The organism is Azospirillum sp. UENF 112521, from assembly GCF_058780665.1.
Genome location: NZ_JBSNCI010000002.1, coordinates 742,610 through 761,816 on the forward strand (window position 1 = coordinate 742,610; position 19,207 = coordinate 761,816).

Consider the following 19,207-nt stretch of genomic DNA (forward strand, 5'->3'; position numbering starts at 1 on the left):
CTGAGTTCAAGACCGAGATGGGGGCGGGTCTCGTACCCGCCCCCATTCGTTATTGGAACGCCACTTCCGCCAAGCTGCGCAGCTTGCGGGAGTGCAGCGTTTCCATGCCGTGCTCGCGCAGCAGTTCCATCGCCAGCACGCCGATCTTCAGATGCTGGTCGACCCGCTCGCGATAGAAGCGGTCGGCCATCCCCGGCAGTTTCAGCTGCCCATGCATCGGCTTGTCCGACACGCACAGCAACGTCCCGTACGGCACGCGGAAGCGGAAGCCGTTGGCGGCGATCGTGGCACTTTCCATGTCCAGCGCGATGGCGCGGCTCTGGCTGAACCGCATCAGCGGCTCGCGGTGGTCGCGCAGTTCCCAGTTCCGGTTGTCGATGGTCGCCACCGTGCCGGTGCGCATGATGCTCTTCAGGTCGAAGCCCGACAGCCCGGTCACCCGCTCCACCGCCGTCTCCAGCGCGCGTTGAACCTCCGCCAGGGCCGGCACCGGCACCCAGAGCGGCAGGTCGGCGTCCAGCACATGGTCCTCGCGGACATAGCCGTGCGCCAGCACGTAATCGCCCAGCCGCTGGGTATGCCGCAGCCCGGCACAGTGCCCCAGCATCAGCCAGGCATGCGGGCGCAGCACCGCGATGTGGTCGGTGATCGTCTTGGCGTTCGACGGGCCGACGCCGATGTTCACCAGCGTGATGCCGTTGCCGTCCGGCCGTTTCAGGTGGTAGGCCGGCATCTGCGGCATCCGCATCAGCCTGGCCGCCGGGGCATCGGCGAAACCACCCAGATTCTGGTTGGTGGTGACGATGTCGCCCGGCTCGACGAAGCTGTCATACTGCGCGCGGTAGGCCGCCAGATCGGCGTCGCCGGTCGGCTCCATGATCTCGCGCGACAGCCGGATGAACTCGTCGACATAGAACTGGTAGTTGGTGAACAGGACGAAGTTCTGGAAATGCTCCGGCCCCGTCGCCGTGTAGTGGCGCAGCCGGTGCAGCGAGAAATCCACCCGGGGAGCGGTGAACAGCGCCAGCGGCTTCACCGCGTCCGGCCCGCCGTCGAAGGTGCCGTTGACGATGGTGTCGTCCATCCGCGCCAGATCGGGCAGGTCGAACAGGTCCGGCAGCTTGGTCAGCCGGTCCGGCGGCAGGTCGCCTTCCACATACATGCCGTTGGGAAAGGCGAAGTGGATCGGGATCGCCTCCTCGCTGACGCCGACCTCCAGCGGGACGCCGTGGTTGCGCAGCAGAAGCGTGAACTGTTCCAGCAGATAGCGCTCGAACAGGTCGGGCCGCGTCACCGTGGTGGAATGGACGCCGACCCCCTCGACGAAGCCGTAGGACAGCCGGGTATCGACCCCGGCCCCCGACACGGCGGTCAGCCGGACATAGGGGTAATAGGCCCGGTTCCGCCCGCCTTCCTCATCGCCCTGCGTGTAGGCGGAAAAGCGGTCGCGCAGGTAGGCGGTGTTGCGCTCGTAAATGTCGCGCACGCAGGCCAGTGCTGCTTTGGCATCGGTGAAGCGCCCGGCCGAACCGGGCTGGAACGGGGCTTTATCAGTCATGCCGTCAAAGATGGGGTACGAACGACCGGCTGGGAAGGCCGAATTTCGGCCAACCCCCGGTGCTTACCCATTCAGGCCGATAGAGAGCCGTTCGGGCCCCGTCGGAGAGGCCCCCGCCGGTCAGTCGGCGCTCAAGCCCATCAGCGACTTGGCGAAGGCATCGGCATCGAACGGCCGCAGGTCGTAGACGCCCTCGCCGACTCCGATGGCGTGGACCGGAATCTTGAACTTCTCGGCCAGCGAGACCAGGACGCCGCCGCGGGCGGAGCCGTCCAGCTTGGTCAGGATCAGGCCGTTGACGTTGACCATGTCGCGGAAAATCTCGACCTGGCTGTGTGCGTTCTGGCCGGTGGTGGCGTCCAGCGTCAGCAGGGTGGTGTGCGGCGCCGTCTCGTCCAGCTTCTTGATGACGCGGACGATCTTGCGCAGTTCCTCCATCAGGCCGGTCTTGTTCTGCAGCCGGCCGGCGGTGTCGACCAGCAGCACGTCGACGCCTTCGGCCTTCGCCCGCTCCAGCGCGTCATAGGCAAGGCCGGCGGCGTCCGCCCCGGTGTCGCGGGCAACGACCGGGCAGCCGGTGCGCTCGCCCCAGATCTTCAGCTGGCTGACCGCGGCGGCGCGGAAGGTGTCGCCGGCGGCCAGCATCACGGTCTTGCCTTCCGCCTTGAACTGGCGGGCGAGCTTGCCGATGGTCGTGGTCTTGCCGGTGCCGTTGACGCCGACGACCAGGATGACATGCGGCTTCAAGGCCGGGTCCAGCACCAGCGGCTTGGCCACCGGGGTGACGATTTTCGACACCTCGGCCGCCAGCGTGGTCTTGACCTCCTCCGGCGAAACCTCCTTGCCGAAGCGGGTGCGCGCCAGCTCGGCCGTCACCTTCGCCGCGGTGGCCGGGCCAAGGTCGGCGGTGATCAGCAGCTCCTCCAGCTCCTCCAGCGCCTCGTCGTCCAGCTTGCGCTTGGTGAAGATGCTGGTGATGCCGTCGGTCAGCTTGGACGAGGACTTGGACAGCCCTTCCTTCAGCTTGGCGAACCAGCCCTTCTTGGTCGGCGGCGCCTCTTCGGCGGCGGCGACCGGAGCCGGGGTGGGAGCCGGTGCCGGCGGCAGTTCCGGAACGGGGTCCGGCTCCGGGACCGGGGCAGGGGGAACCGGGGCAGGGCTGACCGGAGCAGGGGAAACCTGAACGGGGGCGGGCGGCGGCTCGACCGGCGCAGGAGCCGGGGCCGGCGCGACCGGCGCCTGCATGACGGGAGCGGGCGAGGTGGGAGGCGGCGCGGCAACCGGCGGGGCCGGCGCCAGTTCCGGCACCGGTTCGGTTTCCGGCTTGGGCGCGGGTGCGGCGGCAGGCGGCTCCGGCGCCTTTTCCGGCTCCGGTTCCGGCGCGGGGGTGGACGACTCCAGGGTGACCGATTCGTCCTTTGCCGCCTCGTCCTTGGGTGCGGTCTCTTCGGGCTTCTTGCGGCCGAACCAGCGGAAAATCATGGAGTGTCCACTATAAGAGGGGTCAGAGCGGGGTGCCGGTCAGCACGCCGTCCTTGATACCGGTGATGGCGGCGGGCACCAGCGAGCCGGGCGGGAAGGTCCGGCCCAGGCGGATCGCGGCGAAATGCTCGGTGCGGCCGAGATCGTCCTTCTCCACCAGCACCGTGGCGGTGCGGCCGACCAGGCCTGCCAGGGTGCGGGCCTCCGCCGCCTCGCCGACGGCGCGCAGACGGGCGGCACGCTCCTTGCGGACGGCGCCGTCGACCTGCGGCATGCGGGCGGCCGGCGTGCCGGGGCGCGGGCTGTAGGGGAAGACATGCAGCCAGGTCAGGCCGCACTCCTCCACCAGCCGCATGGTGTTCTGGAACATCTCCTCGGTCTCCGTCGGGAAACCGGCGATGAAGTCGGCGCCGAACACCACGTCGGGGCGGATCGACCGCACCCGTTCGCAGAAGGCGATGGAATCGGCGCGGCCATGGCGGCGCTTCATCCGCTTCAGCACCATGTCGTCACCGGCCTGGAGCGACAGGTGCAGGTGCGGCATCAGGCGCGGCTCGTTCTCGATCAGGCGCCAGAGGTCGTCGTCCATCTCGATGCAGTCGATGGAGGACAGGCGCAACCGCGGCAGTTCCGGCACCAGCGCCAGCAGCCGGCGCACCATCTGCCCCAGCGACGGCGAGCCCGGCAGGTCGGGGCCGTAGCTGGTGATGTCGACGCCGGACAGCACCACCTCGTTGTAGCCGGCCTTCACCAGCGCCTGGACCTGTTCGACGATGCCGCCGATGGGGACGGAGCGCGAGGGCCCACGGCCATAGGGGATGATGCAGAAGGTGCAGCGATGGTCGCAGCCCTGCTGGACCTGGACGAAGGCGCGGGCACGGTCCTCGAACCCACCGATCAGGTGACCGGCGGTCTCCTTGACCGACATGATGTCGTTGACCAGCACCTTCTCGGCCGGCGGCAGGCCCCAGCTTTCCGGCTGCAGCTTTTCCTGGTTGCCCAGGACCTGATCGACCTCCGGCATCGCCGCGAAGCGTTGCGGGTCGATCTGCGCGGCGCAGCCGGTGACGACGATGCGGGCGTCCGGCCGCTCGCGGCGCAACTTGCGGATGGTCTGCCGCGCCTGCCGTTCGGCTTCCGACGTCACGGCGCAGGTGTTGACGATCACCACGTCGTCCAGCCCGGCGCTGCGCACATGGTTGCGCATCACCTCGGACTCGTAGGTGTTCAGGCGGCAGCCGAAGGTGACGATCTCGGGGCCGGCCTGCGTCGTGCTGTCGGTGCTGTCGCTCATTCCGAAACCAGTTCAGGCGAAACCAGCTCCGCCGACAGCCGGCCGCTGTAGGCGAGCGCCACCGGGCCGGTCATCAGGACGCGGTCGTCCTCGGTCCACTCGATGGTCAGGGTGCCGCCGTCCAGGATGATGTCGGCCTTGCGGTCGGTCAGGCCGCGGCGCACCGCGGCGACCAGCGTGGCGCAGGACCCCGACCCGCAGGCCTGGGTGATGCCGGCGCCGCGCTCCCACACCCGCATGCGGATGGCGGTGGGCGACAGCACCTGCGCGAACTCGATGTTGGCCCGCTCGGGGAAGGCCGGGTGGTTCTCGAAGACCGGGCCGACCTCGTCCAGCGGCACCGCCTCGGCATCGTCGACGAAGAAGACGGCGTGCGGGTTGCCCATGTTCACCGCGACCGGAGCGGCGAAACCGCCATGCTCGACCGTCTCGACCCGCAGCGTGTCGCTGGGGGAGGCCAGCGGAATCGCCGCCCAATCGAGGCGGGGGGCGCCCATGTCGACGGTGATGCGGCCGTTGTCGGCACGGCTTGCATGTAGCAGACCAGCGGCGGTCTGGAAGCTGGCACGGTCGCGCCCGCTTTCCTCCATCAGCAGCCAGCCGACGCAGCGCGACGCGTTGCCGCAGGCCGCGGCCTCGCTGCCGTCGGCATTGCGGATGCGCATGAAGGCGTCGACGCCCGGCGCATCGGTCTTCTCCAGAACGATGAACTGGTCGCATCCGACGCCCAGCCGGCGGTCGGCGATGGCGCGCACCTCCGCACCCGAGGGGCGGTAGGGTTCGGAACGGGCGTCGATCACGACGAAGTCGTTGCCGAGGCCGTGCATCTTCAGGAATTCGCGGGTCATGGCCGCCGTTATATGGCGAGCCGCAGGGATAAGTCCATAAGGCGCCGCGCAAGGCAGATTCGCGGGCGCCTTCCGCTACCTAAGCCCCCCCGTTACGCCCCCTTGAACACCAGATGCTTCGACGCCGCGAAGTTGAAGAACATGCCGGCGATGGACCCGGCGGCCACTGCCAGGAACGGGTGTTCGGCGACCATCTGCACGCTCGATTCCAGCCCGACCGAGACGCCGTAATTCACGACACCGCCGATGGCGTTGGCGGCGATGAACTTGGCCCACTGGCGATGCAGCGGCTCGTCCGCCGCACCGCGGAAGGTGAAGGCGCGGTTCAGCGCCCAGGTCGCCGTCGCCGCCGCAAAGAAGGACGGGACGCGGGCGGCAAAGAACTGGAGGCCCAGCGCCAGGCCGGCGTATAGCACGACCGTGTCCACCACCAGCCCGATGATGCCGACCGCGCCGAACTTGGCGAACTGCACGCCCAGCCGGCCGAGCCGGCTGTCCAGAAATCTCGCGACCGATGCCATCACCGGCGCCCGTCCTCACGCTCCGCCGCCAGCGGCCGATGGTGGCCCGGTGCGCGCAGCGACAGGTAGCTCATGCGCTTGGCCTCGCGGCGGCCATGGGTGACGGTGTCGAGGATCAGGCCGCAGGTCAGGCTGAGGAAGGCCAGCAGCATCAGCCCGGTGGCGAGCAGGGCGGTGGGGAAGCGCGGAACCAGCCCGGTCTGGAAATATGTCGCGATCACCGGCACGCCCAGGATCACCGACAGCAGGGCCAGCAGCCCGAAGGCGGCGGAGAAGAAGGGCAGGGGCCGCTCCTCCTTCACCAGCATGACGATGGCGCGCAGGATGCGGATGCCGTCGCGGATGGTGTTCAGCTTGCTGTGCGACCCGGGCGGACGGTCCTTGTAGGGGGTCTTCACCTCGGCGATCGGCATGCGCAGCTCCAGCGCATGGACGGTCAGCTCCGTTTCGGTCTCGAAACCACTGGCCAGCGCCGGGAAGGACTTTACGAAGCGGCGGGAGAACACCCGGTAGCCCGACAGCATGTCGCCGATGCGGCTGCCGAAGATCTTGGCGACCATGCCGGTCAGCACGAGGTTGCCGAAGCGGTGGCCGGGCCGATAGGCGGCGACGATCTCCGTCACCCGCGCACCGTTGACCATGTCGAGCTGCTCGTCCCACAGGCGCTTGACCAGTTCCGGCGCGCTGGCGGCGTGATAGGTGTCGTCGCCGTCGACCAGCACATACACGTCCGCCTCGATGTCGGCGAACATGCGGCGCATGACGTTGCCCTTGCCCTGCAGCGGCTCGCTCCGGACCACGGCGCCCGCGGCGCGCGCGACCTCCACCGTCCGGTCCTTCGAGTTGTTGTCGTAGACATAGACGATGGCGTCCGGCAAAGCCGCGCGGAAGTCCTGCACCACCTTGCCGATCGCCGCTTCCTCGTTGTAGCAGGGGATCAGCACCGCGATGGTGGGAGCCGGGCCGACAGCCGCGGCCGCCGACGGCGTTCCGGAGGCGCCGGCATCCGGGGTGAGGGCGGGGCGGTCGGCAGGGCGGCCGAGGGTCGATACGGTCATGGCGCTGGCTTCTGGCTGGAGGCGGGACAGGTCGGGCTGTCGGCAGATCGGGCTGTCTGCGGCGATAAACAGCACAAACGCCGCGATTATTCCACTGTCTCCCTTTTGCCGCCCTCGCGGTCAACGGCGCATAGGTTCAGGGTCTCCCCCAGATTGTTGGGGATCGGCCGGCAGCGCTGCGGGTCGAGCCGCAGGCCCAGCAGCTCCGCGGCTTTCGCGGCACCGGGCGTGTCGGGAATCGTGCTCAGCATCAGGAAGGTGCCGCGGTGGGAGGCCACCTTGTCCTTCAGGATGGCGAGGTAGCCGTTGCCGACGGAATCCGGCTGCAGGAAATTGGACTGGATGCGCACGAAGGTGACCCGCGCCGGGAAGGACGGGATGACGTGCGAAATGGCCCAATAGCCGGCCATCAGCACCATGGTGTCGTCCGGATCCGCGATGGCCGGGACGTCCGCCTCGACCCACTTGGCATCGGTGCCCGTTGGCCAGGCGACGCGCCCCCAGTCGGCGGGCTGCACCGTCAGCTGCACCACGGCCAGCAGCGCCACCGCCAGCCCGATGCGCAGCCGGCGCGCCAGCGGCAGCAGCCCGACCGCCATCACCAGCGCCAGCGGTGCCAGCATCTCCAACGGCACCAGATAGCGGTAGATGCAGAACATCACCACCCACAACGCGTAGGTGACGGTTATCGCCGCCAGCAGGAACCGGGTCGCCGGCACCGCCGTCAGCCAGTCGTTCCGCTTCCCCAACATCCCCGTGGCGACTGCGCAGACGACTCCGGCCGGAACCAGGACGAACAGCGCCAGAACCCGCAGGTCGAAGAACGGCACCTCGCCCACCGTCAGGGGGGAAACGGTGAAGACGAAGGGGAAGAACAGCCGCTGCCACAGGCCGGGCGGGAAGAAGCTGACATTGACGTAGTCGGACAGCGCGGCGAAGGGTGACTTGAAGATGTGGTTCATGTGCGGGAAGACCGGGTTCCCGTAATCGTGCCACAGATGCACCATCCAGACGCCGCCGCCCAGCGCCAGACCGGCCAGCACGCCGATGCCGAAGAAGAAGGCCAGCCACAGCCGGCGCCACGGCCGGGCCGGCAATGCCAGGAAGCCCAGGCACAGCCCAACCGCATAGATCACCGTCGGGTTCTTCAGCCCCATCGCCGCCCCGGCCAGCAGCCCGGCCGCCGCGACCCGCGCGAAGCTGGGCAGCGGCCGGCCGTCGAGGATGCCGGGCAGGCTGCCGGCGATGGCCGCCGCAGCACCCAGCACGCCCAGGCTGACCACATTGTCCTGGAAGGTGGTGCCGATCAGACCCAGCGTCCCGCCGCCCAGCCCGCCCATCACCGCAAGCGCCATTGCGATCAGCGCCCGTTTCAGGGCCGGAACGTTCCGGAGTGAAAAGGATGCAAGCAGATACAGCAGCGACAGGTTGATGCCCTGAAGCGTTCCCCACAGGAATCCGGCGGCCCGCGCCGGCAGATGGGTCGCCAGCCAATAGAAGGGCACGTCCAGGAACGGGCTGTAGAAGGTCGGCATCTGGGCAGCCAGCAGATCGCGCCCGATCCGTCCGGTCATCATCGCGTAGCCGTTGTACCAGTGGTAATTCCGCAGGTCCCAGTTGGCATCCATCCCGAAGGCCAGCGTCAGCAGCCCGTAGGCCGGCGGTGCCAGCAGCAGGAAGGCGATGCCGATCAGGCGGGCGCTGCGGTCGTCGTCAAGTGTCGGCATCGGATCGGGCGGGCCTTCGTTCTGGTGGGCATGTCGACTGGCTGGGCGACTTGGTAGGCGGGCGGGGCCTCCACTGCAAGGGGTGGTCGCCCATCCGCCGCCCGATGAACAGCAGGAGCCTCAACCCTATTCCCGCCCAGCGACCCCCCTTGCGATCCGGGTGCTGCGTTCCGGCATCCCCAAACGGGCCTGACCGCGCCGATACGCTGCCTGACGCGCAACAATGATGCGTGCCGGTGCATTCGCGCATGCCTGTTCGCTCAGTGCGTGCCGGGAAAAGGGCAAGCTTCCTCTGGCAATGGCTTGTTCGGTCTGCTATTCACCACGCTCTGCATGCGCACGCTTGCGCTTTCTTGCGCGACAGGATTTCTGGCGATGGAAAAGTTCACGGTTCTCACCGGCGTTGCGGCGCCGCTGCCGATGATCAACGTCGACACCGACATGATCATCCCGAAGCAGTTCCTGAAGACCATCAAGCGGACGGGGCTTGGCAAGCATCTGTTCGACGAGATGCGTTACACCCCGGACGGGCAGGAGATCCCGGACTTCGTCCTGAACAAGCCGGCCTACCGCAAGTCCAGCATCATGGTGGCGGGCGAGAATTTCGGCTGCGGCTCGTCGCGCGAGCATGCGCCGTGGGCGCTGGCCGATTTCGGCATCCGCTGCATCATCGCCCCCAGCTTCGCCGACATCTTCTACAACAACTGTTTCAAGAACGGCATCCTGCCGATCAAGTTGCCGAAGGAGCAGGTCGACCTGCTGCTCGACGACGCGTCGCGCGGGTCGAACGCCGTCATCACGGTCGACCTTGAGAAGCAGACCATCACCGGCCCGGATGGCGGCACCATCTCCTTCGAGCTGGACCCCTTCCGCAAGCATTGCCTGCTGAACGGCCTGGACGACATCGGCCTGACCCTGCAGCAGTCGGCCCATATCGACGGGTATGAGGGCAAGCAGCGCGCGGGCCAGCCGTGGATGTGGGGCTGAGCGCCTCCATCCTCCCCCGATCCTCTTCAACTTCTGTCTTCTTGACGTCTGACATTTGGGAGTGCGCCCGCCATGGCCGCCAATAAGAAGCTTCTGTTCCTCCCCGGCGACGGTATCGGCCCGGAGGTGATGCGCCAGGTTCGCCGGGTCATCGACTGGATGGACCGCAAGCGCAAGATCACCTTCGACGTGTCCGAAGGGCTGGTCGGCGGCGCGGCCATCGACGCCCATGGCGTTCCGCTGTCCGACGCCACCCTGGCCGAGGCGCTGGCGGTGGACGCGGTGATGCTGGGCGCCGTCGGCGGCCCGAAGTGGGACAACCCGACCGACTACACCAAGCGTCCGGAAGCCGGCCTGCTGACCCTGCGCAAGGAACTGGGCCTGTTCGCCAATCTGCGCCCGGCGGTGGTGTTCGACGCGCTGGTCGACGCCTCGACCCTGAAGGCCGACGTCATCCGCGGGCTGGACATCCTGATCGTCCGCGAGCTGACCGGCGGCGTCTATTTCGGTGAGCCGCGCGGCATCACCGAGATCGGCGACGGCGAGCGCCGCGGCGTCAACACCCAGGTCTACACCACGTCGGAAATCCGCCGCGTGGCCCGCGTCGCGTTCGAGCTGGCCCGCAAGCGCGGCAACAAGCTCTGCTCGATGGAAAAGGCGAACGTCATGGAGTCCGGCCTGCTGTGGCGGCAGGAAGTGACCAGGCTGCACGGGGAAGAGTTCCAGGACGTCGAGCTGAGCCACATGTACGCCGACAACGGCGCCATGCAGCTGCTGAAGAACCCGAAGCAGTTCGACGTGATCGTCACCGACAACCTGTTCGGCGACATCCTGTCGGATGAGGCGGCGATGATGACCGGCTCGCTCGGCATGCTTCCGTCGGCCTCGCTCGGTGCTCCGGATGCCAACGGCAACCGCAAGGCGCTCTACGAGCCGGTGCACGGGTCCGCCCCGGACATCGCCGGCCGCGATCTGGCCAACCCCTGCGCCACGCTGCTGTCCTTCGCGATGTGCCTGCGCTACTCGTTCAACCTGGACGAGGATGCCAAGCTGATCGAGCGGGCCATCCAGAACGTGCTGGGCGGCGGCATGCGCACGTCCGACATCATGGCCCCGGGCATGGCGCGCTGCTCCACCACCGTGATGGGCGACTCGATCCTGCGCGAACTGGACAAGGTGGCCTCCTGACCGGTTACCCGGCAGCACTGCCGATTGCGCTGAAAGAAAAAGCCCCCGTCCACAAGGACGGGGGCTTTTTCGTCTGCACGATACCCAACTCGTCAAACTCCCCGGTCAATCGCCTCCGGCCGGCCGGTCGGCCGTACGGCCGCCATGGCTTGCCTGTCCACCCTTGCGGCCGGCTTCGGCCGCCAGGGACGGGTTCTTGGAGAAGCTGCGCGAGGATGCGGGCACGCTACGCCCACCCTTGCGTCCCGCCTCCGCCGCGAGTTCCGGATTCTTTGAAAAGCTGCGTTTGTCGGCCGGTACGCTTTCACCGCCTTTGCTGGCGATCTGGCGTTGCCGATCCGGGTCCATCGACGCGAAGCCGCGGCCCGACGTACGATTGCTCTCTTTCGAGGCCATAACCAACCTCCGACTGTGCCTTGCTGACTCGACAACCAATCGGCCAGAGGGTGGTTCCCACTTCGACTTATAAAAACTGTCCTTATGGCCTGTGGAGTGAGGGCACCGGTTTGCCGGAGCCTGCTGTTCGGTCTACGGAAAAGTTGCACGGAAGCATTCCATTTTCATCCATGGACGGCAATTCAAGAAACTTATCGCGTTTGAGATGATGTGCGGCGAAATGATGCGGGCATAGGCGGTGCCGACAACAAGAAACAGCATAAGCAATTATTTCCTGGAATTGAAAAAATAACTTTGAATTATGGAAGCAATTCTGTGGGAATGAACCGCTCTTTTGCGTAGATGATGCGTATTTTTGTGCCGAAATATCAATGTTTCCCTAACGCAATTATTTGAAAAATCCAAGAAAATGCAGGATTTTTTGGATTATCGGTGGTTATTTTAAGAAATTGGCAATGGATATCGGGGCCTGATTATGGGGGCGACGGATTTGATGCCGGATGGGCTTCACGTGGACAGGAGGGGAAAATGCCAACCGTGCTTGTGGTTGACGATGATCCCGCTCTGCGTTTGACGCTGCGTCGCCTCCTCGAAAAAGCCGGGGTGGAGGTTGTCGAGGCCGAGGACGGCCAGGAGGCCATGCGCCTGTTCCGGGCGAATCTGCCGGACCTTGTGATCTGCGATCTGGTGATGCCGTTCGCCGATGGTCTCCAAACCATCATGCGCATGCGGCGGTCGTCCCCTTCGGTCAAGATCATCGCCATTTCCAGCGGCGGACGCAGCAAGGCAATGGACTTGCTGGCGGTCGCCCGGCAAATGGGCGCCGATCACGCGCTGGCGAAGCCGATCGAGCGCAGCCACGTCGATCTCATCGTCGATTTCTGCGGCCGCGGATCCGGTGGTCCCACGCCGCGCACCCTCTGACGCGCCGGGAGCGGCGAGAGGAGTTGCGGTATCGTGTTGCGGACGATCGCCTCCATGCGGCGTCTGCTGCGCCGGTGGTTTATTAGCCAGGCCGGGGCAGCCGGATCTCCGCCGACCGCTGCCGGCCGCCCCGACGGTGCCGACAAACCGTCACCGGCATCGCCGCTGGAGAACGCAGAGCAGCTGCGCGCCCTGGAACAGCGGCTATGGCGGCTGCTGATGCAGCCGGCGGTCGCTTCGACTGGCCGGGTTCACCTGCTCGATCTCGGCATGATGCGGGATCGCCTGGGCCCCGGTTGGCCTGCTCTGCGCCCGCGGGTTCTGGCGGCCGCGGACGCGATCATCGACCGTTGCCTCACCCGCAACGACATCCGCTTCAAAACCGCGAGCGACGATTTCATTCTGGTGTTCGCGACGCTCGACCGGCATGCGGCTGACCTGGTCTGTGCAAGGATCGCGCAGGAACTTCTGCAGCTTTTTCTCGGTGACGACCGGTCAGCCGACATGCGGGTCTCGACCGCCGTCGGCGTGGCGGACGGGCAAATTCAGTTCGAGCATGCTTTTGCCAAGGTTCTGCTGGCGGAAGCGCGGCCGCGGCCGGACCCCGCGGCCGTCCGGTCGGCCGATGGTTCGGGCGCCGCGGGTTCTCCGGCCATGTCCGGCCCAAACTTTCACGCTGACGACGGCGGCAAGGTTCGGCCTGTTCTGCGCCAGCTGCAGCTTTCCCCCGAGGATGCCGGCCAGTTCAGCATCCGTTACCGGCCGGTCTGGGACATCGGCAAGCTGGTCATCTCGACCTATATGGGCACGCCGGTACGGATCTTTCCCGACGGTTCCTTCCTGGAAGGGGCGGCGGCGCTGAATTCCCTGACGGATCCCATGGAGATCCTGCGGCTCGATGCGGATGCGCTGGTCGAATCCGTGGAAATCCTGAACGGGCTGTTCCGCAACAGATCGCGGCTGATGATGTCGGTGCCTGTCTGCTTCGAAACGCTGGCGGCCCGCCGCACCCGGCTGCCCTTCCTGGAGATCTGCCAGTCGATCCCCGACTATCTGCGCCGCTTTCTCATCTTCGAGCTGCTGCGTTTTCCGCCTGGGGTGCCGACCGGGCGGCTCAACGAGCTGTTGCATGAGGTCAGGCCCTATTGCCGTTGGACCTTCATGCGGATCGAGTTCAAGTCGCAGAGCCTTTCCGGACTTTCAGGCAACGGCCTGAGCGGGATCACCGTGGCGATGCCGGCGGACCGCTCGGCCGAAGCCCGCCTGATGGAGGAGATGAACGGCATCGTCACCGCGGCGGACCGCGCCGGCCTGATGATCTGCGTCGCCGGGCTGTCGACCACCAGCATGGTTGTGGCGGCGCGGGCATCGGGGGTCAGGTTGGTCGCCGGAAACCGCATCGGCCCGCCGCAGGACCGGCCGCGCTCGATGACCCGCTTCGACTGGCCCGACCTGTACCGCGATGGAGAGGATGGGTGATTCTGTCCGTCAGACGGTTCGGCCAGCCTCAGAGCGCGCCGATCGCCTCGGCCAGCGTCACCAGCCGGCGGGCGTTCTCGACATGCAGGTTCTCCACCAGCTTGCCATCGACCAGCACCACGCCCTTGCCGGCGGCTGCCGCCTCCGCATGGGCGGCGATGATGCGGTGGGCTTGGGCGATCTCTTCCTCGTCGGGGGCGAAGGCGGCGTTGCAGGCGGCAATCGTCTTCGGGTGGATCAGCGTCTTGCCGTCGAAGCCAAGGTCGCGCCCCTGCCGGCAGGAGGCGGCGAAGCCGTCGTCGTCGTTCAGGTCCAGATGCACGCCGTCCAGCACCGCCAGCCCATAGGCCCGCGCCGCCAGCAGGCACAGCCCCAGGCTGGTGATCATTGGCAGCCGCTGTGCCGTGTGGGCGGCGTGCAGATCCTTGGCGAGGTCTGAGGTGCCGAGCACAAGCCCGCCGACGGCGGGAGAGGCGCCGGCGATCTCCTTGGCGTTCAGGATGCCGAGCGGCGTTTCCATCATGCACCAGATGGTCTGGCCGGCCGGCGCCCCGGCGGCACGCAGCACCGCCTCGGCCTGCCGCACCGCATCGGCGCTCTCCACCTTCGGCAGCAGCACGGCATCGGCGCCGCTGGCCGCCGCCATGCGCAGATCGTCATAGCCCCAGGGCGTGTTCAGCCCGTTGACCCGGACGATCAGTTCCCGCCCGCCATAGCCGCCGGCGGCCAGCGCGCCGGCGATGGTGTCGCGTGCGGCCGCCTTGGCGTCCGGAGCGACCGCATCCTCCAAATCCAGGATCAGCCCGTCCGCCGGCAGGTTGCGTCCTTTCTCCAGGGCGCGGGCGTTCGAGCCCGGCATGTAGAGCACGCTGCGGCGGGGGCGGACTGTGGTGGCCATGGCGGTATCCCGGAACTGCGGATGATGGAATGGGCCAGCTTTAGACGGGCGCCGGTCCCCTGTCCATGGGCCAGGCCGTCACAGCCGTGTTCCCTCATCGTCCGGCGTATGGTCCGGCGCATGGCAGCCATGATGCTCGACCCCGCCGTCACCGCGGAGTCGGCGGCTTTACGCCCGGCGGAGCGTCGCTTACGCTTGCCGCCATGAAAAGCGTCCTCACCATCCAATCGCACGTCGCCTATGGCTATGTCGGCAACCGCGCCGCGGTGTTTCCGCTGCAGCGGCTGGGGATCGACGCCACGGCGGTGAACACCGTCCAGTTCTCCAACCACACCGGCTATGGCGCCTGGACCGGGCAGGTCTTCACGGCGGAGCACATCGCTGACATCGTCGACGGCATCGCCGCCCGCGGCGTGCTGCCGGCGCAGGATGCGGTGCTGTCCGGCTATATGGGCGCCGTCGAGTTGGGGCAGGTCATCGTCGAGACGGCGGCGCGGGTGAAGGCCGCCAATCCCAAGGCGATCTACTGTTGCGATCCGGTGATGGGCGACGTCGGCCGCGGTTTCTTCGTGCGGCCCGGCCTTCCGGAGTTCATCCGCGACCATGCGGTTCCCGCCGCCGACCTGATGACGCCGAACCAGTTCGAGCTGGAATATCTGACCGACCGCAAGGTGGCGACGCTGGACGACGCGCTGGCCGCCACCGCGGCATTGCGGGCGCGCGGGCCACGGCTGGTCCTGGTCACCAGCCTGACCCGCAGCGATGCCGATCCCGACAGCATCGAGATGCTGGTGGACGGCGCCGACGGCGCCTGGCTGGTGTCGACACCGCGCCTGACCTTCGACCCGCCGCCCAACGGGTCGGGCGACGCGGTGGCGGCCCTGTTCCTCGCCCATTACCTGACCGCCTTCGATCCGGCCGATGCGCTGGAGAAGGCGGCGTCGGCGATCTTCGCCATTTTCGAGACGACTCGGCGGATGGGCACGCGCGAGCTTCAGCTGATCGCCGCGCAGGACGATTTCGTCGATCCGTCCCGGCGCTTCTCCGCAACGCGTCTGCGATAACGCGACCGAAGGCCGCCTGCGCAAAACCGCCTCAGGCCGCCGGAACCGGATCGTGGCTGCCGATGCGGCTGGGCTGTTCGATCACCCGCCCGGCCGGCAGCCGCACCGTCATCATGGTGCCGGCACCGGGCGTGCTGCGGCAGGTCAGCGTGCCGCCATGCAGGTCGACGAAATTCTTCGAGATCGACAGGCCCAGCCCGGTGCCCTCGTACCGGCGGTTGGCGGCGTTCTCCGCCTGACGGAAAGGCTGGAACAGGTCGGCCATGAAGTCCGGCGGGATGCCGATCCCGGTGTCGGCAACCGCCAGTGCGAAGCCGCGACCCTGCTCCATCCCGGCCGTTATGGTGATGCTGCCGCCGCCGGGCGTGAATTTCACCGCGTTGGACAGCAGGTTCAGGATCACCTGCTTGAAGGCACGGCGGTCGACCCACAGGGTGGCGATGGCGGCCGTCACCTCGTTGTGGATGGCGACCCCGCCGGAGGCGGCGCGGTCGCGCACCATCATCAGGCATTGGCCGACCGCCTCATGCACCTCCACCGCCTCCTCGCACAGCTCGAACTGGCCGGCTTCCAGCTTCGACATGTCCAGCACGGCGTTGACGATGTCCAGCAGGTGCCGGCCGCTGTCATGGATGTCGGTGATGCAGGACTTCTGCCGCTCGTTGACCGTGCCGAAGAACTCGCTGTCCAGCACCTCGGCGAAGCCGATGATGGCGTTCAGCGGGGTGCGCAGCTCATGGCTCATGTTGGCCAGGAATTCGCTCTTCGCCCGGTTCGCCAGCTCCGCCTGGGTCTTGGAGGCGATCAGTTCCGCCTCCTGCTGCTTGCGGCGAGTCATGTCGCGGATGACGCCGACATAGATCCGCGGTTCGTCCGGACGCGCCGCACCGGTCCCGCCGCCCAGCCGCAGATCGCTGACGGTGAAGCCGACCGGGAAGGCATGGCCGTCACGGCGCAGGGCGGTCAGGTCGCGGTCGTTGGCACCGCCGCGCGCATCGGGGATCAGCGCCTCGATCGGCTGGCCGATCATCTCCCGCTCCGGCACGGCGAACATCATCTCCGCCGCGCGGTTGAAGGTGACGATGCGCCCGGCGGTGTCGAAGGTCACCACCGCATCCAGCATGGACTCGAGGATGCCGCGGATCCGGCGGGAGGCGCGGGCCAGCCGGGCCTGATCCTCGTCCCGCCGGGCATGCTGGCGGACGACGAAGGCGGTCAGCAGGGCGATGGCGATGGTCATCACCATGCCGATGGACGTCCAGGCCGCCGTGTCGCGCCGCCATTCGGCCAGCGCCGCCGCCACCGGCAGGGTCGCGACGATCACGAAGGGATAGCCCTGCACCCGCCGCACGCTGACCAAGCTGTCGGTGTCGCCCCCGGGTCCGGGGACCGCATCGCGGATGGTCGTCTCGTCATGGATGGCAAGCGCGGTCCACACCGCCGGCCAGTCGGTCAGCCGGCCCGGTCCGCCGTGATTTCCACCTGGCCCCTGCGGCCGCTCCAGCAGGATGGTGCCATCCCCCAGCGCCAGGATCACGCTGCCCTTGCGGTCGATATCCCGCGATTCCAGCGTCGCCGCCAGACGTGTCGGATCGACCATGGCGACCAGCACGCCGCGGAAGCCGCCGTCGGTATCCAGCCAGCGCCTGCTGAACGGGATGATCTGCGTGCCGGGCCGCACCCGGCTGGTGATGGCGGCGCTGACATGCAGATCCCGGCCGCCGTCACGCGGCCCGGTGAAATAGGAGCGGTCGGACAACGGCACCGTCGGCAGCGGCAGTTCGGCCGAATGATGCAGGGCGAAGCCGTCGCCGTCGACCACCACCAGATCGGCCAGTTCGGCGAAAGTGTCGCGCCGCTGGCGCAAATGGTCGTGGATCGCCGTGCTGCCGCGGCGGGGGCCGTCGGGAAGCATGTCGAGCGCGAAGGACAGGTCGCGCAGCAGCTGGTCCACCGCGAAGGCCGTCCGCAGCGTCTGCGATTCCAGCATGCGGGCAAGATCGCGGGTCGCGCGCTCACCGGCGTCCAGCGCCTCGCGACGCCCCTGGAGGATGCCGTAGCCGATCAGCGTGTTGACCACCAGGATGAAGGCGAGGCCGGACGCGGTCATCAGGAAGCGCACCGATCCCAGCCGGCCACGCAACGCTCCCGCCAGACCGGCGGTGGAGCGGGGTGGCGGCGGGGAGGCGGACCCGGGAACGGGCATCGGCGTCGTGATTTCCTGTGGCGGTTGCGGCCGGATGGCCCCCCTGTTTAATCGCGCCAGCGCCTTAAAGAAAGTGTAACCGGACGGAAATGCGGGGCTTTGCACTGCGCGCAGATGCCGCGCCGTTCATGCCGCGTGCTTTGAGCGTGGACGCCGCTCTGCCATGCCCTGTTCTCCCTCCCGTCGGCGGTTGCCGTAGCCGGCGCCATCCGTTAGGTAAGGAGCCATCTTGGCAGCCGGATCGCGCATATCCCCATGACCGACGGACCGCTTTCGCTCTACCGCGCCCGCCGCGGCAGCGGCACTCTTCGCCCCGATCCCGACCAGGAACTGGCGGCGGAGAAGTTCCAAAGCCTGTATCAGGCGTTGAAGGGCTATCAGCCGCAGCCCGTCGGAGACGACAAGCCGGCAGGGGGAGGGTGGCTGGAGCGTTTCGGTCTGGGCCGCCGCCGTGCCGCGCCGCCGCCGCCGGATATCGCCTCCACCGCACCGCAGGGGCTGTACATCTACGGCAGCGTCGGCCGCGGCAAGTCGATGCTGATGGACCTGTTCTACGAGACCGCCCCGGTCGACAAGAAGCGGCGCGTCCATTTCCACGAATTCATGCTGGAGATCCACCAGCGCATCCACGACCATCGCCGGTCGGGCAAGGGAAAGCACGATGGCCCGGACGAGGCGCTGCCCGAACTGGCCCGTGCGCTGGCCGACGAGGCGTGGCTGCTCTGTTTCGACGAGTTCCACGTCACCAACATCGTCGACGCGATGATTTTGGGGCGCCTGTTCACCAACCTGTTCGATCTGGGCGTGGTGGTGGTCGCGACCTCCAACTGGCCGCCCGACATGCTGTACAAGGACGGTCTCCAGCGCGAGCTGTTCCTGCCCTTCATCGCCCTGCTGAAGGAGAAGCTGGACATCCTGTCGCTGGACGGCCCGACCGACTACCGGCTGGACCGGCTGAAGGGCGTGCCGATCTACCATCACCCGCTGGGTACGGCCTCGGACGCTGCCCTTGCGAAAGCCTTTTCCGACCTGACCGGCGGTGCGGCGGGCGAGCCTTGCAGCCTCACGGTGCAGGGACGGCGGGTGGAAATCGCGCGTGCCGCCAAATGCGTGGCCTGGGTCGATTTCTGGGATTTGTGCGGCAAGCCGCTGGGGGCGGCCGACTATCTGGCGATCGCCACCCATTTCCACACGGTTCTGATCGACCATGTGCCCACGATGAAGGACGAACTGCGCAACGAGGCCAAGCGCTTCATGACGCTGATCGATGCGCTGTACGAGCACAAGGTCAACGTCGTCATCGCCGCCGAGGGCCCGCCGGAACGCCTTTATCCCGAAGGCACCCACGCCTTCGAGTTCGAGCGCACGGTCAGCCGCCTGATGGAGATGCAGAGCGAGGACTACCTGCAACGGCAGCATTTGACCTGATCGCTGCTCCGGATCGGTTCTCTCGACCGGGGTTCGCCGCCTTGCCCGGTCCTTCCATGGCTGGTCAAGGCGGCTGTATTTCTCTTGCCGATACAAGAGAAGGAATTTCTTTGCGAGAGTAATAAAATATTCTTTTTGATTGTCAGTCA

Annotated in this window: 16 protein-coding genes; 6 read left to right on the forward strand and 10 right to left on the reverse strand. The window is 67.3% G+C overall.

Going from position 1 to position 19,207, the window contains the following annotated elements; all coding sequences use genetic code 11:
• Window positions 1-49: 49 nt before the first annotated feature.
• The 7 genes from ACWPN8_RS05760 to ACWPN8_RS05790 all read right to left on the reverse strand — a co-directional run bounded on the left by ACWPN8_RS05760 (window position 50) and on the right by ACWPN8_RS05790 (window position 8,488).
• Entirely contained in the window at window positions 50-1,558 is a 1,509-nt protein-coding gene (locus tag ACWPN8_RS05760; RefSeq protein WP_109450480.1) for an AMP nucleosidase, read from the reverse strand.
• A 120-nt stretch (window positions 1,559-1,678) separates the two neighbouring features.
• Window positions 1,679-3,040 carry a signal recognition particle-docking protein FtsY gene (gene ftsY, locus ACWPN8_RS05765; protein WP_492240159.1) on the reverse strand — a complete coding sequence of 454 codons (1,362 nt, stop codon included), beginning with the start codon at window positions 3,038-3,040 and terminating at the stop codon, window positions 1,679-1,681.
• Window positions 3,041-3,062: 22 nt separating this feature from the next.
• Window positions 3,063-4,334 (reverse strand): tRNA (N(6)-L-threonylcarbamoyladenosine(37)-C(2))-methylthiotransferase MtaB, encoded by a 1,272-nt coding sequence (gene mtaB / locus ACWPN8_RS05770; protein ID WP_492240160.1) that lies wholly within the window; start codon window positions 4,332-4,334, stop codon window positions 3,063-3,065.
• Window positions 4,331-5,182, reverse strand: a complete 852-nt coding sequence (gene dapF / locus ACWPN8_RS05775) for a diaminopimelate epimerase (RefSeq protein ID WP_109450476.1) — start codon at window positions 5,180-5,182, stop codon at window positions 4,331-4,333. The genes mtaB and dapF overlap by 4 nt, the downstream gene beginning before the upstream one ends.
• Before the next feature lie 92 nt (window positions 5,183-5,274).
• Complete coding sequence (locus tag ACWPN8_RS05780; protein ID WP_109450473.1) at window positions 5,275-5,703, reverse strand: GtrA family protein; 429 nt, start codon at window positions 5,701-5,703, stop codon at window positions 5,275-5,277.
• Window positions 5,703-6,761 (reverse strand): glycosyltransferase family 2 protein, encoded by a 1,059-nt coding sequence (locus ACWPN8_RS05785; RefSeq protein ID WP_109450471.1) that lies wholly within the window; start codon window positions 6,759-6,761, stop codon window positions 5,703-5,705. Before ACWPN8_RS05785 ends, ACWPN8_RS05780 begins: the two co-directional genes overlap by 1 nt.
• Before the next feature lie 86 nt (window positions 6,762-6,847).
• Window positions 6,848-8,488, reverse strand: a complete 1,641-nt coding sequence (locus ACWPN8_RS05790; RefSeq protein ID WP_492240161.1) for a hypothetical protein — start codon at window positions 8,486-8,488, stop codon at window positions 6,848-6,850.
• 375 nt (window positions 8,489-8,863) lie between these two features.
• On the opposite strand from ACWPN8_RS05790, the gene leuD reads away from it, so the two are divergent.
• Both leuD and leuB read left to right on the forward strand, forming a co-directional pair.
• Window positions 8,864-9,475, forward strand: a complete 612-nt coding sequence (gene leuD, locus ACWPN8_RS05795) for a 3-isopropylmalate dehydratase small subunit (RefSeq protein ID WP_098740325.1) — start codon at window positions 8,864-8,866, stop codon at window positions 9,473-9,475.
• Between the two features lie 72 nt (window positions 9,476-9,547).
• A complete protein-coding gene (gene leuB, locus ACWPN8_RS05800; protein ID WP_109050567.1) occupies window positions 9,548-10,663 on the forward strand; it encodes a 3-isopropylmalate dehydrogenase in 1,116 nt (371 codons plus the stop codon).
• 105 nt (window positions 10,664-10,768) lie between these two features.
• On the opposite strand, the gene ACWPN8_RS05805 is transcribed toward leuB, so the two are convergent.
• Window positions 10,769-11,059: a con-10 family general stress protein gene (locus ACWPN8_RS05805; RefSeq protein WP_109050568.1), complete on the reverse strand. Its 291-nt coding sequence runs from the start codon at window positions 11,057-11,059 to the stop codon at window positions 10,769-10,771.
• 528 nt (window positions 11,060-11,587) lie between these two features.
• On the opposite strand from ACWPN8_RS05805, the gene ACWPN8_RS05810 reads away from it, so the two are divergent.
• Window positions 11,588-11,983 carry a response regulator gene (locus tag ACWPN8_RS05810; protein ID WP_109450464.1) on the forward strand — a complete coding sequence of 132 codons (396 nt, stop codon included), beginning with the start codon at window positions 11,588-11,590 and terminating at the stop codon, window positions 11,981-11,983.
• A 33-nt stretch (window positions 11,984-12,016) separates the two neighbouring features.
• Window positions 12,017-13,462, forward strand: coding sequence for a hypothetical protein (locus ACWPN8_RS05815; RefSeq protein WP_492240162.1), 1,446 nt, complete (start codon window positions 12,017-12,019; stop codon window positions 13,460-13,462).
• A 28-nt stretch (window positions 13,463-13,490) separates the two neighbouring features.
• On the opposite strand, the gene ACWPN8_RS05820 is transcribed toward ACWPN8_RS05815, so the two are convergent.
• Window positions 13,491-14,360 carry an HpcH/HpaI aldolase/citrate lyase family protein gene (locus ACWPN8_RS05820; protein WP_492240163.1) on the reverse strand — a complete coding sequence of 290 codons (870 nt, stop codon included), beginning with the start codon at window positions 14,358-14,360 and terminating at the stop codon, window positions 13,491-13,493.
• A 203-nt stretch (window positions 14,361-14,563) separates the two neighbouring features.
• On the opposite strand from ACWPN8_RS05820, the gene pdxY reads away from it, so the two are divergent.
• Window positions 14,564-15,424 (forward strand): pyridoxal kinase PdxY, encoded by an 861-nt coding sequence (gene pdxY / locus ACWPN8_RS05825; RefSeq protein WP_492240164.1) that lies wholly within the window; start codon window positions 14,564-14,566, stop codon window positions 15,422-15,424.
• A 31-nt stretch (window positions 15,425-15,455) separates the two neighbouring features.
• Here the strand turns inward: pdxY and ACWPN8_RS05830 are convergent, their stop codons facing one another.
• Window positions 15,456-17,630 (reverse strand): ATP-binding protein, encoded by a 2,175-nt coding sequence (locus ACWPN8_RS05830; RefSeq protein WP_492240165.1) that lies wholly within the window; start codon window positions 17,628-17,630, stop codon window positions 15,456-15,458.
• Between the two features lie 255 nt (window positions 17,631-17,885).
• Between ACWPN8_RS05830 and zapE the strand changes: the two genes are divergently transcribed.
• Entirely contained in the window at window positions 17,886-19,058 is a 1,173-nt protein-coding gene (gene zapE / locus ACWPN8_RS05835; RefSeq protein ID WP_492240166.1) for a cell division protein ZapE, read from the forward strand.
• The last annotated feature ends 149 nt before the right edge of the window (window positions 19,059-19,207 follow it).

Coding starts and splice junctions, on each gene's coding strand:
- ACWPN8_RS05760 (WP_109450480.1), bottom strand. CDS start 1,558: ATGACTGATAAAGCCCCGTTCCAGCCCGGTTCGGCCGGGCGCTTCACC.
- ftsY (WP_492240159.1), bottom strand. CDS start 3,040: ATGATTTTCCGCTGGTTCGGCCGCAAGAAGCCCGAAGAGACCGCACCC.
- mtaB (WP_492240160.1), bottom strand. CDS start 4,334: ATGAGCGACAGCACCGACAGCACGACGCAGGCCGGCCCCGAGATCGTC.
- dapF (WP_109450476.1), bottom strand. CDS start 5,182: ATGACCCGCGAATTCCTGAAGATGCACGGCCTCGGCAACGACTTCGTC.
- ACWPN8_RS05780 (WP_109450473.1), bottom strand. CDS start 5,703: ATGGCATCGGTCGCGAGATTTCTGGACAGCCGGCTCGGCCGGCTGGGC.
- ACWPN8_RS05785 (WP_109450471.1), bottom strand. CDS start 6,761: ATGACCGTATCGACCCTCGGCCGCCCTGCCGACCGCCCCGCCCTCACC.
- ACWPN8_RS05790 (WP_492240161.1), bottom strand. CDS start 8,488: ATGCCGACACTTGACGACGACCGCAGCGCCCGCCTGATCGGCATCGCC.
- leuD (WP_098740325.1), top strand. CDS start 8,864: ATGGAAAAGTTCACGGTTCTCACCGGCGTTGCGGCGCCGCTGCCGATG.
- leuB (WP_109050567.1), top strand. CDS start 9,548: ATGGCCGCCAATAAGAAGCTTCTGTTCCTCCCCGGCGACGGTATCGGC.
- ACWPN8_RS05805 (WP_109050568.1), bottom strand. CDS start 11,059: ATGGCCTCGAAAGAGAGCAATCGTACGTCGGGCCGCGGCTTCGCGTCG.
- ACWPN8_RS05810 (WP_109450464.1), top strand. CDS start 11,588: ATGCCAACCGTGCTTGTGGTTGACGATGATCCCGCTCTGCGTTTGACG.
- ACWPN8_RS05820 (WP_492240163.1), bottom strand. CDS start 14,360: ATGGCCACCACAGTCCGCCCCCGCCGCAGCGTGCTCTACATGCCGGGC.
- pdxY (WP_492240164.1), top strand. CDS start 14,564: ATGAAAAGCGTCCTCACCATCCAATCGCACGTCGCCTATGGCTATGTC.
- ACWPN8_RS05830 (WP_492240165.1), bottom strand. CDS start 17,630: ATGCCCGTTCCCGGGTCCGCCTCCCCGCCGCCACCCCGCTCCACCGCC.
- zapE (WP_492240166.1), top strand. CDS start 17,886: ATGACCGACGGACCGCTTTCGCTCTACCGCGCCCGCCGCGGCAGCGGC.